The organism is Planctobacterium sp. AWH2_060 (genome assembly GCF_056158425.1).
On the sequence record NZ_JBSWTG010000001.1, the window covers coordinates 5,220,983 to 5,234,428 of the forward strand.

The window sequence follows — 13,446 nt, forward strand, 5'->3', positions numbered from 1 at the left end:
CCTGTAGGTCTGAATTTATTCAGACGCTGTTGCTAAATTCAACCATCGTTGTCCGACTAAAGTCGAACCCACAAATTAAATTCAACCACCTGTAGGTCTGAATTTATTCAGACGCCGCTGTCAAATTCAACCATCGCTGTCCGACTAAAGTCGAACCCACAAATCAAATTCAACCATCGCTGTCCGACTAAAGTCGAACCCACAAATCAAATTCAGCCACCGTTGTTCGACTAAAGTCGAACCCACAAATTAAATTCAGCCACCGTCGTCCGACTAAAGTCGAACCCACAAATCAAATCCAGCCACTGTTGTCCGACTAAAGTCGAACCCACAGTCAAATTCAACCATCGCTGTGCGCATGGCAAAAACAACGATACTACTTCTGAGTCGCGGCTTTCATCTCAGCAACAAAATTCTTAAGCGCTGTCAGCATCGCCTGTTTATCGCCCAGATTATCCTCAATAATTTTAACGGTCGCTGAGCCTGAAATGGCTCCAGCTGCGCCAGCACTAATGGCTTCTTTCACCTGTTCCGGCTTAGAAATACCAAAACCTAATAGCGGCGGGGCTACTTTCAGGGCGCTTAATCTGTCCACCAGTTCAGAGGCGGGCATTTCTGCTTTGGTTTCCGCGCCTGTTACTCCGGCACGACCTAGTAAATAGGTGTAGCCTTCACTGTGTTTTGCAATGGTGGCTAAGGTTTCTTCACTGGCGTTAGGCGGAGCGATAAGTATCTGCTGAATACCGGTGTTGTTGGCTGCCTGAATAAATGGCGCAGATTCTCGCACCGGGACATCGGCGATCAGAATGGAGTCCACCCCCGCGTCGGCTGCCTGTTGATAAAACCCTTCGATGCTTTGTGCCAGTACCAGGTTGCTGTACAACAATAAACCAATGGGGACTTCTGGATGGCGCTCACGCACGGCTCTGATAATATCAAAACAGTCGTTTGGTGAAACACCTTCCCCTAATGCTCTGATACTGGCCTTTTGAATAGTGGGGCCATCAGCGATGGGATCAGAAAAGGGGATACCTAGTTCCAGCGCGTCTGCACCGCCTTCTACCAATGCACAAATAATATCGACACTGGTTTGTTTATCCGGATCGCCAATGGTGACAAATGGCACGAATGCGCCCTGATTTTTTTCTGCCAGAGCGTTAAATAAATTGTCGTAGCGTTGGGTTTTGTCAGCCATTATTGTGCCTCCTTGTTGCGGGCTTCCAGGATGGAGTGAACATGGGTCAGATCTTTATCTCCGCGACCGGAAAGGTTCACTACTATGATGGTTTCCTCTTCGGCTTCATCGGCCATGTTTAACGCATGTGCCAGGGCGTGAGAAGATTCCAGAGCCGGAATAATGCCTTCTTTTTGCGCCAGAATCTGGAAGGCGTTCAGAGCTTCATCATCATCAATGGCTACGTATTCGGCGCGACCAGAAGCGTGTAAATGGGCGTGTTGTGGCCCTACTGCTGGATAATCCAGACCGGCAGAAACTGAATACGACTCTTCAATCTGGCCTTCCTGGGTTTGCATTATGTAGCTGTAAGCACCGTGCAAAATACCTTTGCTGCCTGTAGCAATAGCTGCGCCGTGATCTGCGGTGTGGATACCTTTACCACCTGGTTCTACACCAATCAGGCGTACACTGGATTCATCAATGAAATCGGCAAACATACCAATGGCGTTGGAGCCACCGCCGACACAAGCCACAACGGCATCCGGCAGGCGGCCTTCTTTTTCCATAATCTGCTTGCGGGTTTCTTCGCCGATCATGCGATGAAACTCTCGCACAATGGTGGGAAACGGGTGTGGACCAGCTGCTGTGCCCAATAAATAGTGGGCGTCGTTGTAAGTGGCAGACCAATCGCGCATGGCTTCGTTAACGGCATCTTTCAGGGTGCCAGAACCGGCATTTACCGGAATAACCTCAGCTCCCATCAGGCGCATTCTGAATACGTTGGGAGCCTGGCGCTCAACGTCTTTTGCACCCATGTAAATTCGGGCTTTTAAGCCTAGCAGAGCACAGGCCAATGCCGTGGCAACACCGTGTTGACCAGCGCCAGTTTCAGCGATGACTTCGGTTTTACCCATGCGTTTGGTTAAGAGTGCCTGTCCCAATACCTGATTGGTTTTGTGCGCACCGCCGTGTAGCAAGTCCTCGCGTTTCAGGTACAGCTTTACCTTGGGGTTGCTAACCAGGTTGCGGGTTAAAAATAACGGAGTAGGACGGCCCGCATAGTCGGTGAGCAACTCATAAAATTGTTTTTGAAACTCGGGATCGGCTTGCGCATCGATGAAAGCGGCTTCTAATTGGTCTAACGCGGGGATCAGCAATTCGGGTACATACATACCTCCAAAATCGCCAAATTTACTATCTAATTTGTTCATAAGGTTTTAATACTCGGATTTAGCTTAATAGTCTCGTAAGGCGGCAAAGGCCGCGGTTAATTTTTGGTGATCTTTGATGCCAGGTGCTGATTCCACACCAGAGTTGATATCAATCAGGTGTAAACCCTGAGCCACTGCACTTTTAATGTTGCTTGGGTTTATACCGCCTGCCAGCGCAAAACGATCTGTTTGTGACAGGCTTTGTAACAGGTGCCAGGGAAATTGCTGCCCGGTGCCGCCAGTTTCGTTGCCCACTTTGCAATCCAACAGAAACAAATCCACCTGTTGTTCATGGAATTCCGGGAGTGCATTCTCTACGCCTTTCGCTTTCCAAATGGCAGTGCTTTGCGGCAGTAATTTTCGTAATTCATTGATGTAGTCCTGGTCTTCCTGACCATGCAATTGCACCGCTGCCAGATTGAGTTCTTTGGCCAGATTCGCTACGTCTTTGGTATCAGCGTCAACAAATACACCCACATAGTTAAACGGCTCCTGAGCTACTATTTGCTGCGCCGTTTGCTTATCAATGCAGCGTTTGGATTTTGGTGCAAAAATAAGTCCCAGATAACTGGCTCCCAGCGATTTGGCTTTTGCCGCGTCTTCAACCCGGGTAATACCACATACCTTGGTTTTGCCTAATACCAGGTTATTCACAGCCTGATTGAGATCCTGTTCAGCCATGAGCGAGCTGCCCACTAAAAAGCCATCTACCAGCGGTGCCAGACGCAACACGTCCTGATGAGTATAAATACCAGATTCTGAGATGATCACCGCATCATAATCCAGTTGCTGTTTGATGAGTGGCACAAGGTGTTCAGTGGCACCAAGATCGGTACTTAAATCCCGTAAATTGCGGTTGTTAATGCCAATGATCTTAGCGCCCAAAGCCACTGCTCTATGGGCCTCTTCTTCGTTGCTGACTTCCGTCAGAATATCCAGCTGATACTGTTCCGCTAAATTGGCTAACGCTTTGTAGCGCTCATCATCCAATACCGAAAGCATCAGCAAAATGGCATCGGCCTGATATTTTCTGGCCAGGTGTACCTGATATTCATCAATGAAAAAGTCTTTGTTGAGTACCGGCTGCGGCACCCGACTGGTGACATATTCCAGATACTCGTACTTGCCCTGAAAATACTTTTCGTCGGTCAGTACTGAAATACCCGCCGCATGTGGTGTATAGGCTTGCAGGATCTCATCTAAATCGAATACTGGACGAATCAACCCTTTTGATGGCGAGGCTTTTTTACACTCCAGAATAAAGCCGGCATTGGGCTGCTTTAACGCCTCAAACAGACTTTTCTGAGACGCGGTGAGTTGCGCTATAAATGATTCAAGCGGCAATTCAGCTTTGCGCTGCTGTAATTCAACCTCTTTATCGGCGACGATTTTTTGTAAAACATTCATCGTGTTTGCCATTACTCCACTGTGTCTTGCTGGATTTGATTGTGCTGGCTGATTTGTGCTGCCAGCTCGATGGTTTTTAAAGGCTTACCCTGTTGCATACTTTGCATTGCTAATTCAGCCCCTTGTGCAAAGCTTTGGGCGATACCGGCCAGTTTCAACAGGGCACCGGTATTTGCTGCAACCGCAGCCATGTGAGCTGGCTCGCCTTTGCCTTGTAATACGGCCTCAATCAGTTTTTTATTTTCCTCCGGTTCACCGCCTTTGATAGCTTCCAAAGGATAAGCCGGTAAATCAAAGTCTTTGGCGCTGATTTCGCTGTAACTGATTTTGTCACCGTGGATTTCGGCCACTTTACTGGTGCCATGCAGGGCGATTTCATCCAGGCCGTCACCGTGTACCACCATGGCATTTTGATATCCCAGTAATTGCAACGTTTCGGCATAAGGCGAAATTAACTCCGGGCTGTAAACGCCAATCATAATGTGACTGGGTTTAGCCGGATTCGCCAATGGCCCTAATAAATTGAATAAAGTACGGGTTTTCAGGGTGGTGCGCACATTCATGGCGTAACGCACACCGGCGTGGTAATTAGGCGCAAACAGAAAGCATAAGCCGCTGTCATCTAAACACTGACGTGCTGTTTTTGCCGTCATGGTGAGATCTAAACCGAATTCGCGAAATAAATCAGCCGAACCAGATTTGCTGGAAACGCTGCGATTGCCATGTTTAGCCACTGGTAATCCGCAACTGGCCGCAACAATTGCCGAAGCCGATGAGATATTAATGGTGTTATGGCCATCTCCACCCGTGCCAACAATATCGGCAAAGACATAATCTGGACGAGGGAAAGGCGCTGCATTTTCTATCATGGCACCAGCGGCACCGGCGATTTCTTCCGGGGTTTCACCTTTGATTTTTAATCCGGTCAGCATTGAAGACAAAACGATATCGTCTAAATCACCTTGCATCACGGCATTAAAAAAGCACTGGCTTTCTCTTTGGCTTAAATCCGCTTGCGCGTAAATCTTTTCCAGTAACGCATGTATATCCGCCATGGTTTATGCTCCGCTAAAATTATTGGTGAGGTATAAAATACTTTGTTTAAGTAGTTTACTACCCTGAGAAGTTAAAATGGATTCCGGATGAAATTGCATCCCCAGCATCTTGTCGGACTCATGCCATACCGCCATGATAATATCTTCGCCACCTTCTGGCTCGTATTTGGCTATACACTGCAATCCATCTGGCATGTTTTCCGCTACCAATGAATGATAGCGCGCCACGGGGAAAGGGTTGGGTAAATCGGCAAACATTTTATCGCCGCAGTGATTGATAAAAGAGGATTTGCCATGCAGCACTTCCGGCGCTCTGACAATTTCACCGCCATAATGCTGCACTATGGCCTGATGACCCAGACAAATACCCAAGATCGGGAATTTACCCTGTACTAATGCGATAAGTTCCAACATACAGCCGGCGCTGGCCGGGTTACCCGGTCCGGGTGATAACAGCAGCAGGGTGTCAGGGCCTAACTCCTGCATTTTATTCAGTACATGTTCGGCCGGTACGTTGTTGCGAAATACGGTCAGAGACATACCCGCTGCCCTGAGTTCATCCACCAGGTTATAAGTAAACGAGTCAAAGTTATCCAATAAAACGACGTTTGACATGGTGTTATCCCTCTACCGTTAATGATTGGTTGGCTTGTTGAATGGCGCTGATAACGGCTTGAGCTTTACCGCGGGTTTCATCGGCTTCAGATTGGGGATCTGAGTCGTAAACGACACCGGCACCTGCTTGCACATAGGCGGTCTGATTTTTAACGTAGGCAGAACGTATCACGATACAGGTGTCCATATCTCCGTGGCCATTGATATAACCCACCGCACCTCCGTAGCTGCCACGGCGCTTTTGTTCAACTTCGCGGATCAGAGTGGCGGCTTTCACTTTCGGAGCGCCCACCAGAGTGCCCATATTCATACAAGCCTGGTAGGCATGTAAACAGTCCAGATCTTCCCGAAGTTGTCCTACTACACGAGATACCAGGTGCATCACATGAGAATATCTGTCCACTTTTAACAGGTCTTTGACGTGACGTGTGCCGGGAGTGGATACCCGGGCGATATCGTTACGCGCCAGGTCCACTAACATTAAGTGTTCTGACTTTTCTTTGTCGTCTTCCCGCAAGGTCAGTTCTATGCGGCTATCCAGATCATGGTCGATGCTGCCATCTTCACGCTTACCTCTGGGGCGGGTACCGGCGATGGGGTAAACCTCTACCACATTGTTATCTTTTTGATATTTCAGCGCGGATTCCGGGCTGGCACCAAATATCACAAAATCGCTGTCCTGAATGTAGAACATATAGGGGCTGGGATTACTTTGTTTTAATTTGCGATAGGCGAGGTAGGGAGAAGGGCAGTGCAATGAGAAAGTTCGGGAGGGAACCACCTGGAAAATATCACCTGCCAGGATATTTTCTTTAAGGTTACGCACATGCTGGCAATACTCTTCATCTGATTGGTTAACCCGCAATGTATTATCGATTTGGGTAACCTGCTCATCCGACTCCGCTGTGGCAGAACTCTGCAGTTGTTGTTTCAAAAACTCAATGCGCTGGCTCAACTGAAAATAAGATTGTGCTACCTGTTCACCACTAAACACACTGCCCAAAATGCGTGAGGTTTGTTGCTGGTGGTCGATGGTGATCAGGGTTTCAGCCAGATAAAATACATAGTCAGGGCAATCGTTGTCGCCTTCTTCCACCTCAGGTAAGTTTTCAAAGGTGGCTAATAAGTCATAGGCAAAGGTGCCGCCCACAAAGATTGCCATCGGATGGCAGCTTAAGGCTTCCAGTTGATGCTGTAAGATACGCAAAACGTCAAACACCGAAGCGGATTTAAGCCTGGCATCTTCATCCAATATGCTCTGTGCGGTGGAAAATGAGATGAGCAGTTGTTGATTATCCAGTTTGCTTTCTGCCCCAGCCAAAGACTGCAACTGGCTGTGCAAGAAACTCAAAACGGGTGTGCCATTGTCGCTCAATGCGTCAACTGTTACCTGAGTGCCCTGACAGGTGAGTTTCACTGCGGCATCCACCATAATTAAACTGTTGGTGCTGTTCTTACTGTCTATCTCAGCCGATTCCAATAACATGCAATTAGACTGTTTGGCGCACAGGCTGATAAAGGTATCCAGTGGATCGTGAATATAAGGGCATTCACTCTCTATTGTGGCAACCTTTCCCGGTTGCTCGCTTAATTCTGCCAGACTCATGTTGTTCTCTATATTTTCCAGGGATAAAAACTAAAAAACCCGCTCTTGAAGCGGGTTTTTCACAAATTTCAGCAATGCAAAAAGGTCACAACCCGCGATATGTCAGGACGTGCCACCACCAAATTGTTTTAACTGTTAAGTTTTGCATTGCGATTAAATCTTTTAATTTTTGAATAATTCTGTCTGAGTACTGCTGTCAAAGTAACGTCTGATTATGTTTTATGCAGACTTTCTTTTGGTGAATACTTTGTTTGCCGTTATGATATATAGAAGAAAACAAATTGGGTTTTATGTCAAGCAGGAATTTACCACTTTTTAACACGAGCCGGTCTGCAAAAATGTCCTACCCACACCAGATTATTTAAATGAAAATCGATTTACATAGCCACACATACTATTCTGATGGGCAATTGAGTCCGGAAGAATTGATAATGCGGGCTCACAATATGCAACTGGATGCGATTGCGATTACCGATCACGATACTGTTGCCGCCATTGACGAAGCGTTGGCATTTCAGCAGCAACAAAAACGCGCTCTGAATATTATTCCCGGCATAGAACTGTCTACTGGTTGGCACGGTTTTGATATTCACATACTTGGCTTGAATATCGACCGCGAGGATAGCGTTTTTCAGCAACGCCTTAAGCAACAAGCTGCGGCTCGACATGAACGTGCCTTAGCTATCGCTGAAAAGCTAGCCAAATGCGGGCTTGATGATGTCTATGAAGCGGCCTGTCGCTATGCCGGGAAAGGGCAAATTACTCGTGCTCATTTTGCCCGAGTCATGGTTGAAAAGGGCCATGTGCACAATTTTGATGCGGCCTTTAAAAAGTATTTAGGTAAGGGCAAGCGGGCCCATGTCAGTCCCAAGTGGATCAGCATTGAAGAGGCCATTCAGTGGATTCAGGAAGCCGGAGGCAGCGCAGTATTGGCGCATCCGGGTCATTATGATCTCAGCGCCAAATGGCTCAGACGCCTGATTGTCTATTTTAAACAGGCCGGGGGCGATGGCATGGAAGTGTGTCATCCACACTTGCCGCCAGACAGGCAACGTCAGATGGCCACTTACGCCGAGGAGTATCAATTACTCGCATCCGCTGGTTCCGATTTTCACGCCCCTGGGCGTTGGACAGAATTGGGACGACATCTCAATATCCCTGAACATCTCACGCCGGTTTGGCACAACTGGTCCACTATTTCCAATAATAACAACAAAGAAGTATCGTCATGAGCCAATTTTTTTACATTCACCCGGATAATCCTCAGGCACGGCTGGTACGCCAGGCCTGTGAGTTAATCAAAGCGGGGGAGGTTATCGTTTATCCCACCGATTCAGGTTATTCATTGGGCTGTCAGCTTGATAATAAAACCGCATTGGAGCAAATTTGTCGTATTCGGGATATAGGTAAAAACCACAACTTTACCCTGATGTGTCGTGATATGTCGGAACTATCCCTCTATGCCAGAGTGGACAATGAAGCCTTTCGCATCATCAAAAACAATACGCCAGGACCTTACACTTTTATTTTAAAAGCCACCAAAGATGTCCCCAAACGGGTGATGAATCCCAAGAAAAAAACCATAGGAATTCGGGTACCTGATAACGCGATTGCACTGGCTATTTTAGAAGAGTTGGGTGAGCCTTTGATGTCCACTACCTTGATTCTGCCCGGCAAGCAAATGGCCGAGTCGGACCCGGATGAAATTCGAGATAAGTTGGAAAAACAAGTAGGCCTGATTGTGCACGGCGGCTATCTGGGTGAACAGCCCACTACCGTGGTGGATATGTCGGAAGGCAATATTGAGCTGATCCGCGAAGGCAGCGGTGACTTATCGCAGTTGGGATTCTGAGTTGAGCGAAGACCTGCAGGAAACATCCTCCGAACAAATTACCCAGCAACAGCCTTTGCCGTTGGCTTTTATCAATGGCGAAGCCCTGCTCGATAAACCGGAAGATTTATACATTCCACCGGATGCACTGGAAGTGATCCTGGAAGCGTTCGAAGGACCACTGGACTTGTTGCTTTATCTGATTCGAAAGCAGCGCTTTGACGTGGTGAACCTGCCCATTTTGCAAATCACCCAACAGTACATGGAATATGTTGAGGTGATGAAAGATATCAAGCTGGAGTTGGCCGCTGAGTATCTGGTGATGGCGGCCATTTTAGCTGAGATTAAGAGTCGCTTATTACTGCCTAAAATCATCAATGACGACGATGAGGAAGAAGATCCGCGCGCCGAATTGGTGCGGCGCTTACGGGAATACGAACTAATAAAACGGGCTGCGGAAGAGCTGGATGGCATTCCGCGCATGGAACGCGATTTCCGGCGAGCCAAAGCCAGCACAGATGAAGATTGTGAACCCCTTAAAATACTGCCTGATGTCAGTCTGCAGGAACTGGTTTATAGTTTTCAGTCGGCGTTACAACGCGCAGCGGCCTTTGAACATCATCATATTGAGCGAGAGGCTTTATCTACCCGGGAACGCATGAGCCAGATATTGGATCTGGTAACAGAGCACAGTTATACCGGTTTCGAAGCTTTTTTTACGGCTGATGAGGGCAAGGCGGGTGTTGTCGTAACTTTCCTGGCAATTCTGGAGCTGGTAAAAGAAAAAATGTTGATGGTGCAACAACAAGAACCCTATGGTCTGATTCATGTTAAACTGTACAATGATGACGAATATTCCGACAGCTGACATAAAAACGAAATAAGCACGTGGCAAAGGTTAAAAAGGCACAGTTAAAACAAATTATCGAAGCTGCTATCTTTGTGGCCGACAAACCGATAACTCATGAGTTGTTGCAGGAGTCAGTATTGGCGGAATTTGAGCTGTCTAAAAAGTACCTGACCCAATTGCTCAACGAAATTGAAAAAGATTATGCCGACAAGGGTATTCATCTGGTGAAAGTGGCTTCTGGATATCGGTTTCAATCTGACGCCAGTTTAAATCCCTGGGTGGGCCGATTGTGGCAGGAACAGGTGCCGCGTTATTCACGTGCCTTGCTGGAAACACTGAGCCTGATTGCGTATCGGCAACCTATAACGCGTGGTGAAATAGAGCAAGTGCGCGGTGTCAGTGTTAGTTCAAACATCATTAAAACCCTGATGGAGCGCGACTGGATTAAAACCGTCGGTCACAAAGAAGTGCCGGGTCGGCCAGCATTGTATGCCACCACAAATGAATTTTTGGATTATTTTGGCTTAAAGAACCTGGCAGAACTGCCATCAGTTGCTTTATTTGAAGAACATCAGAAACAAGACAATCAACCGCTTTTCCCCGACGAACCCGTCCGGGAAGAAGCCTGATACACTAATTATTATTGAGAAATAACAAAGCATGAGTGACAAATTACAGAAAGTGCTGGCGAATGCCGGTGTTGGCTCCCGCAGAGAAATGGAGCGTTGGATTGAAGCCGGTCGTATCTCCGTGAATGGCACCATTGCCACATTGGGAGCGCGCGTCGAGAGTAGCGATGACATCCGTGTGGATGGCGAACCATTGAGACAAAATCTGGCAGAAACCTTTTGCCGGGTGTTAATGTACAACAAGTCCGAAGGTGAGATCTGCAGCCGAAAAGACCCCGAAGGCAGAACCACCGTTTTTGAACGCCTGCCCAATATTGCTGTGGGGCGTTGGATTTCCATTGGCCGCCTGGATATCAATACCAGTGGCCTTTTGCTGTTCACCAATGATGGTGAGTTAGCTAACAGGCTTATGCATCCCCGCCATGTGGTTGAGCGAGAATATGCGGTCAGAGTGTTTGGCGAAGTGGATGACGCTATGCTGCGCACTGTAAAAAAAGGTGTGATGCTGGAAGATGGCGAGGCTAAGTTTTTAGATGTTAAACGACGCAATCCGGAAGATTCCGGTCATAACCAGTGGTTCAGTGTGACTATTGCCGAAGGCCGCAATCGCGAAGTGCGTCGCATCTGGGAATCACAAGGTGTTCAGGTAAGTCGCCTGGTTCGTACTCGTTATGGCAGCGTTGAACTGAACAAACGCTTGCCGCAAGGTGCCTGGGTAGAGATGGAGTTAAAGGACATCAATAAGTTGCGCAGCAGTGTGCAATTGCCGCCTGAAACTGAAACCAAAATCAAAAAGGAACAGGGCAAACTGGATCATGTTCGCCTGTCGCGCATGCGTCGCTCTATTCAAAAGCACAAAACCCGCAACGTTAAGAAAAAGCCTTCCAGATAATTGACAACCCGGCTAGTGGCCGGGTAATTTATTGCCTCTTATACAGTTATTTCGAATAAAGGATTACTCAATGAAAAATGGATTTTTGAAATCAAGACTAATACCACTGGCCTTATCCCTGGCACTGGGCAGTGGGTCATCATTTGCTGACAATAACGACTCAAGCGATATTTCGCTGGCAACCTTAATCAATGCAGAACCTGTGGAGCGCGCCGTTCCTAAGTATCCCAAGACGGCAGCTCGTAAAGGTCAGGAAGGTTGGGTTCGCGTCAGTTTTGTGGTGGATGAAGAAGGCAATGTGCAGGATCCCATTGTGCACGATTCTTCTGGCATTAAAGCTTTTGAAAGAGCCGCAATTAGGGCGGTAAAAAAATGGAAGTACAGTCCAGCGAGTTATGATGGCGAGCCGGTGGAACAGTGTGACTCTAAAGTGCAGTTGGATTTTAAACTGCATAACTCCCAAAAAGGAGTAACCCGCGCTTTTCGCAGTCAATATCAGGCGTTAAAGGAAGCCATTATCGCTGGGGATGAAGCGCAAGCTGATGAGTTATTTTCAGAGTTTACTGATGAGGCCCATCACAATTATGCCGAAACAGTTCATGCCGCTGTGGTTTCCGCCATGTATTACGAAGCAAAGAAGGATCTGCCGGCCCTGCAAAGAGAGTTGCAAACCATTGCCAATAATGGTCATCACTATCTGGGGGACTCTGCTTACATCACGCTTACCAGTAAATTATTAATGCTCCAGATTGAGCAAAATAAGATTTCTGAGGTGCTGGAGTTAGCTAGCAAGATCAATGAAATAGTCAGCCCTGAAGCGCCGGGTTTGCAGGCGATCAATGATTTAGTGGTAAAAGTTAATGACTATCTCAAGACACAGGATTCAATTGTTGTGGATGGCAAAATTGAAGGTATGAAAGCCTGGCATCATCAGTTGTTGCTTAACAGGTTTGACTTAGTATCTAAAGGTAATGCTTTTGAGCGGATTGAAATTCGCTGTAAAAACAAACGTTCTACCTATGGTGGCGTTAAACAACAAGGCTTTGTCATCCCCGAATCCTGGGGGCAGTGCCATATCTATGTTGATGCACCCGAAGGCACCGAGTTTTCTTTGGTGGAATACGCCTCCTAGTCCACATTTTTGTTACAAAAAATGTAAAGCTCCGATGACTTAGATTTAGTTCTAATACGACCATTGTATACTTCAATAGATGCGTACTTGATGTTAAAGTGCGCCTGCATTTTAGCGGCCTTCTGAAATCCAGATATGGCTGTTGTAACTTCGACTTAAAAGTAATTTATGTTTAATAAAGGCCGTTTTTCCCTTTCCGGTGTCCTTACTTTTATAGGCACTGTGTTCCTGATGTCAGGTTGTTCTTCTGTGATTTCAGGCGCCTCTCAGGAGCTCGCTCAGAAATTACAATCCACCATGAGCAATCACAATGATCCGCAATTAATCAAAGAAGCGCTGCCTGGCTATATGCTGATGCTGGAAAGCTTTATTGATAAGGAAGAACCCAGCCAGGATATGTTGCAGGCGGCAGCGGAAATGTATATCGCCTACAGCGGCGCGTTTGTGGACGATATTGAGCGACAAAAGAAACTATCCGGGCGCGGATTTGATTATGCTAAAGAGGCTGTATGTCTGCACAAAACCCAGCTTTGTGAGCTAAAATCTAAAAATTATGCAGCGTTTTTAGACATAATTGAGCAGGTAGAAGAAGATGATGTCTCGGTTTTAGCGACTTATGGTGTTGCCTGGGGAAATTGGCTGAAAGCCAACAGTGATGATTTTAATGCGATAGCGGATTTGCCAAAAGTTACCCGGTTAATGGAGCGTCTGGTGGCCATCGAAGATGATTTTCAGCAGGGCAACGGGCATCTGTATCTTGGATTAATTCACTCTCTGACGCCGCCCGCAGTAGGGGGCAAACCGGAACTCGCTAAGCGGCACTTCGAGCGCGCTATTGAACTTTCTGACGGTAAAAACCTGATGGTAAAAGTCACTTATGCGCAACAATACGCCCGTATGATGTTTGATCAGGAGTTACACGATCGCTTGCTGAATGAAGTACTGCAAGCGGATCCTGTGGTACCAGATTTGACCCTTAACAACACTTTGGCACAACAGGCAGCGCAACAGTTGCTGGCCAGTGCCGAAGACTATTTTTAA

General features: G+C 47.2%; 13 protein-coding genes. 7 read left to right on the forward strand and 6 right to left on the reverse strand.

Features of this window, described 5'->3' with window-relative positions:
* Nucleotides 1-376: 376 nt before the first annotated feature.
* The 6 genes from trpA to ACXAD8_RS22690 are packed head-to-tail and all read right to left on the reverse strand — an operon-like array spanning nucleotide 377 to nucleotide 7,071.
* Nucleotides 377-1,195 carry a tryptophan synthase subunit alpha gene (gene trpA / locus ACXAD8_RS22665; RefSeq protein WP_475232720.1) on the reverse strand — a complete coding sequence of 273 codons (819 nt, stop codon included), beginning with the start codon at nucleotides 1,193-1,195 and terminating at the stop codon, nucleotides 377-379.
* Nucleotides 1,195-2,388, reverse strand: coding sequence for a tryptophan synthase subunit beta (trpB, locus tag ACXAD8_RS22670; protein WP_475232722.1), 1,194 nt, complete (start codon nucleotides 2,386-2,388; stop codon nucleotides 1,195-1,197). The genes trpA and trpB overlap by 1 nt, the downstream gene beginning before the upstream one ends.
* Nucleotides 2,389-2,412: 24 nt before the next feature.
* The gene (gene trpCF, locus ACXAD8_RS22675) at nucleotides 2,413-3,807 is read right to left on the reverse strand and encodes a bifunctional indole-3-glycerol-phosphate synthase TrpC/phosphoribosylanthranilate isomerase TrpF (RefSeq protein ID WP_475232723.1); all 1,395 of its coding nucleotides are present in this window, start codon (nucleotides 3,805-3,807) and stop codon (nucleotides 2,413-2,415) included.
* Nucleotides 3,807-4,850 carry an anthranilate phosphoribosyltransferase gene (gene trpD / locus ACXAD8_RS22680; RefSeq protein WP_475232725.1) on the reverse strand — a complete coding sequence of 348 codons (1,044 nt, stop codon included), beginning with the start codon at nucleotides 4,848-4,850 and terminating at the stop codon, nucleotides 3,807-3,809. The genes trpCF and trpD overlap by 1 nt, the downstream gene beginning before the upstream one ends.
* Before the next feature lie 3 nt (nucleotides 4,851-4,853).
* The gene (locus tag ACXAD8_RS22685) at nucleotides 4,854-5,465 is read right to left on the reverse strand and encodes an aminodeoxychorismate/anthranilate synthase component II (protein ID WP_475232727.1); all 612 of its coding nucleotides are present in this window, start codon (nucleotides 5,463-5,465) and stop codon (nucleotides 4,854-4,856) included.
* Between the two features lie 4 nt (nucleotides 5,466-5,469).
* Entirely contained in the window at nucleotides 5,470-7,071 is a 1,602-nt protein-coding gene (locus tag ACXAD8_RS22690) for an anthranilate synthase component 1 (protein ID WP_475232729.1), read from the reverse strand.
* Nucleotides 7,072-7,436: 365 nt separating this feature from the next.
* Between ACXAD8_RS22690 and ACXAD8_RS22695 the strand changes: the two genes are divergently transcribed.
* The 7 genes from ACXAD8_RS22695 to ACXAD8_RS22725 all read left to right on the forward strand — a co-directional run bounded on the left by ACXAD8_RS22695 (nucleotide 7,437) and on the right by ACXAD8_RS22725 (nucleotide 13,446).
* Nucleotides 7,437-8,303 (forward strand): PHP domain-containing protein, encoded by an 867-nt coding sequence (locus tag ACXAD8_RS22695; protein ID WP_475232732.1) that lies wholly within the window; start codon nucleotides 7,437-7,439, stop codon nucleotides 8,301-8,303.
* Complete coding sequence (locus ACXAD8_RS22700; protein WP_475232734.1) at nucleotides 8,300-8,923, forward strand: L-threonylcarbamoyladenylate synthase; 624 nt, start codon at nucleotides 8,300-8,302, stop codon at nucleotides 8,921-8,923. Before ACXAD8_RS22695 ends, ACXAD8_RS22700 begins: the two co-directional genes overlap by 4 nt.
* 1 nt (nucleotide 8,924) lies before the next feature.
* Nucleotides 8,925-9,770, forward strand: coding sequence for a segregation and condensation protein A (locus ACXAD8_RS22705; protein ID WP_475233070.1), 846 nt, complete (start codon nucleotides 8,925-8,927; stop codon nucleotides 9,768-9,770).
* 20 nt (nucleotides 9,771-9,790) lie between these two features.
* The gene (gene scpB, locus ACXAD8_RS22710; RefSeq protein ID WP_475232736.1) at nucleotides 9,791-10,381 is read left to right on the forward strand and encodes an SMC-Scp complex subunit ScpB; all 591 of its coding nucleotides are present in this window, start codon (nucleotides 9,791-9,793) and stop codon (nucleotides 10,379-10,381) included.
* A gap of 31 nt (nucleotides 10,382-10,412) precedes the next feature.
* A complete protein-coding gene (gene rluB / locus ACXAD8_RS22715) occupies nucleotides 10,413-11,273 on the forward strand; it encodes a 23S rRNA pseudouridine(2605) synthase RluB (RefSeq protein WP_475232738.1) in 861 nt (286 codons plus the stop codon).
* A gap of 70 nt (nucleotides 11,274-11,343) precedes the next feature.
* On the forward strand, nucleotides 11,344-12,405 hold the full coding sequence (locus ACXAD8_RS22720) for a TonB family protein (protein WP_475232740.1): 1,062 nt from the start codon (nucleotides 11,344-11,346) through the stop codon (nucleotides 12,403-12,405).
* A 168-nt stretch (nucleotides 12,406-12,573) separates the two neighbouring features.
* Nucleotides 12,574-13,446 (forward strand): TRAP transporter TatT component family protein, encoded by an 873-nt coding sequence (locus tag ACXAD8_RS22725; RefSeq protein ID WP_475232743.1) that lies wholly within the window; start codon nucleotides 12,574-12,576, stop codon nucleotides 13,444-13,446.

What these genes read in the sequence shown, in the direction of transcription:
- ACXAD8_RS22725 (WP_475232743.1), top strand. Translation starts at nt 12,574, where the DNA reads ATGTTTAATAAAGGCCGTTTTTCCCTTTCCGGTGTCCTTACTTTTATA.
- ACXAD8_RS22685 (WP_475232727.1), bottom strand. Translation starts at nt 5,465, where the DNA reads ATGTCAAACGTCGTTTTATTGGATAACTTTGACTCGTTTACTTATAAC.
- trpD (WP_475232725.1), bottom strand. Translation starts at nt 4,850, where the DNA reads ATGGCGGATATACATGCGTTACTGGAAAAGATTTACGCGCAAGCGGAT.
- trpB (WP_475232722.1), bottom strand. Translation starts at nt 2,388, where the DNA reads ATGAACAAATTAGATAGTAAATTTGGCGATTTTGGAGGTATGTATGTA.
- ACXAD8_RS22695 (WP_475232732.1), top strand. Translation starts at nt 7,437, where the DNA reads ATGAAAATCGATTTACATAGCCACACATACTATTCTGATGGGCAATTG.
- trpA (WP_475232720.1), bottom strand. Translation starts at nt 1,195, where the DNA reads ATGGCTGACAAAACCCAACGCTACGACAATTTATTTAACGCTCTGGCA.
- ACXAD8_RS22720 (WP_475232740.1), top strand. Translation starts at nt 11,344, where the DNA reads ATGAAAAATGGATTTTTGAAATCAAGACTAATACCACTGGCCTTATCC.
- ACXAD8_RS22700 (WP_475232734.1), top strand. Translation starts at nt 8,300, where the DNA reads ATGAGCCAATTTTTTTACATTCACCCGGATAATCCTCAGGCACGGCTG.
- ACXAD8_RS22690 (WP_475232729.1), bottom strand. Translation starts at nt 7,071, where the DNA reads ATGAGTCTGGCAGAATTAAGCGAGCAACCGGGAAAGGTTGCCACAATA.
- rluB (WP_475232738.1), top strand. Translation starts at nt 10,413, where the DNA reads ATGAGTGACAAATTACAGAAAGTGCTGGCGAATGCCGGTGTTGGCTCC.
- trpCF (WP_475232723.1), bottom strand. Translation starts at nt 3,807, where the DNA reads ATGGCAAACACGATGAATGTTTTACAAAAAATCGTCGCCGATAAAGAG.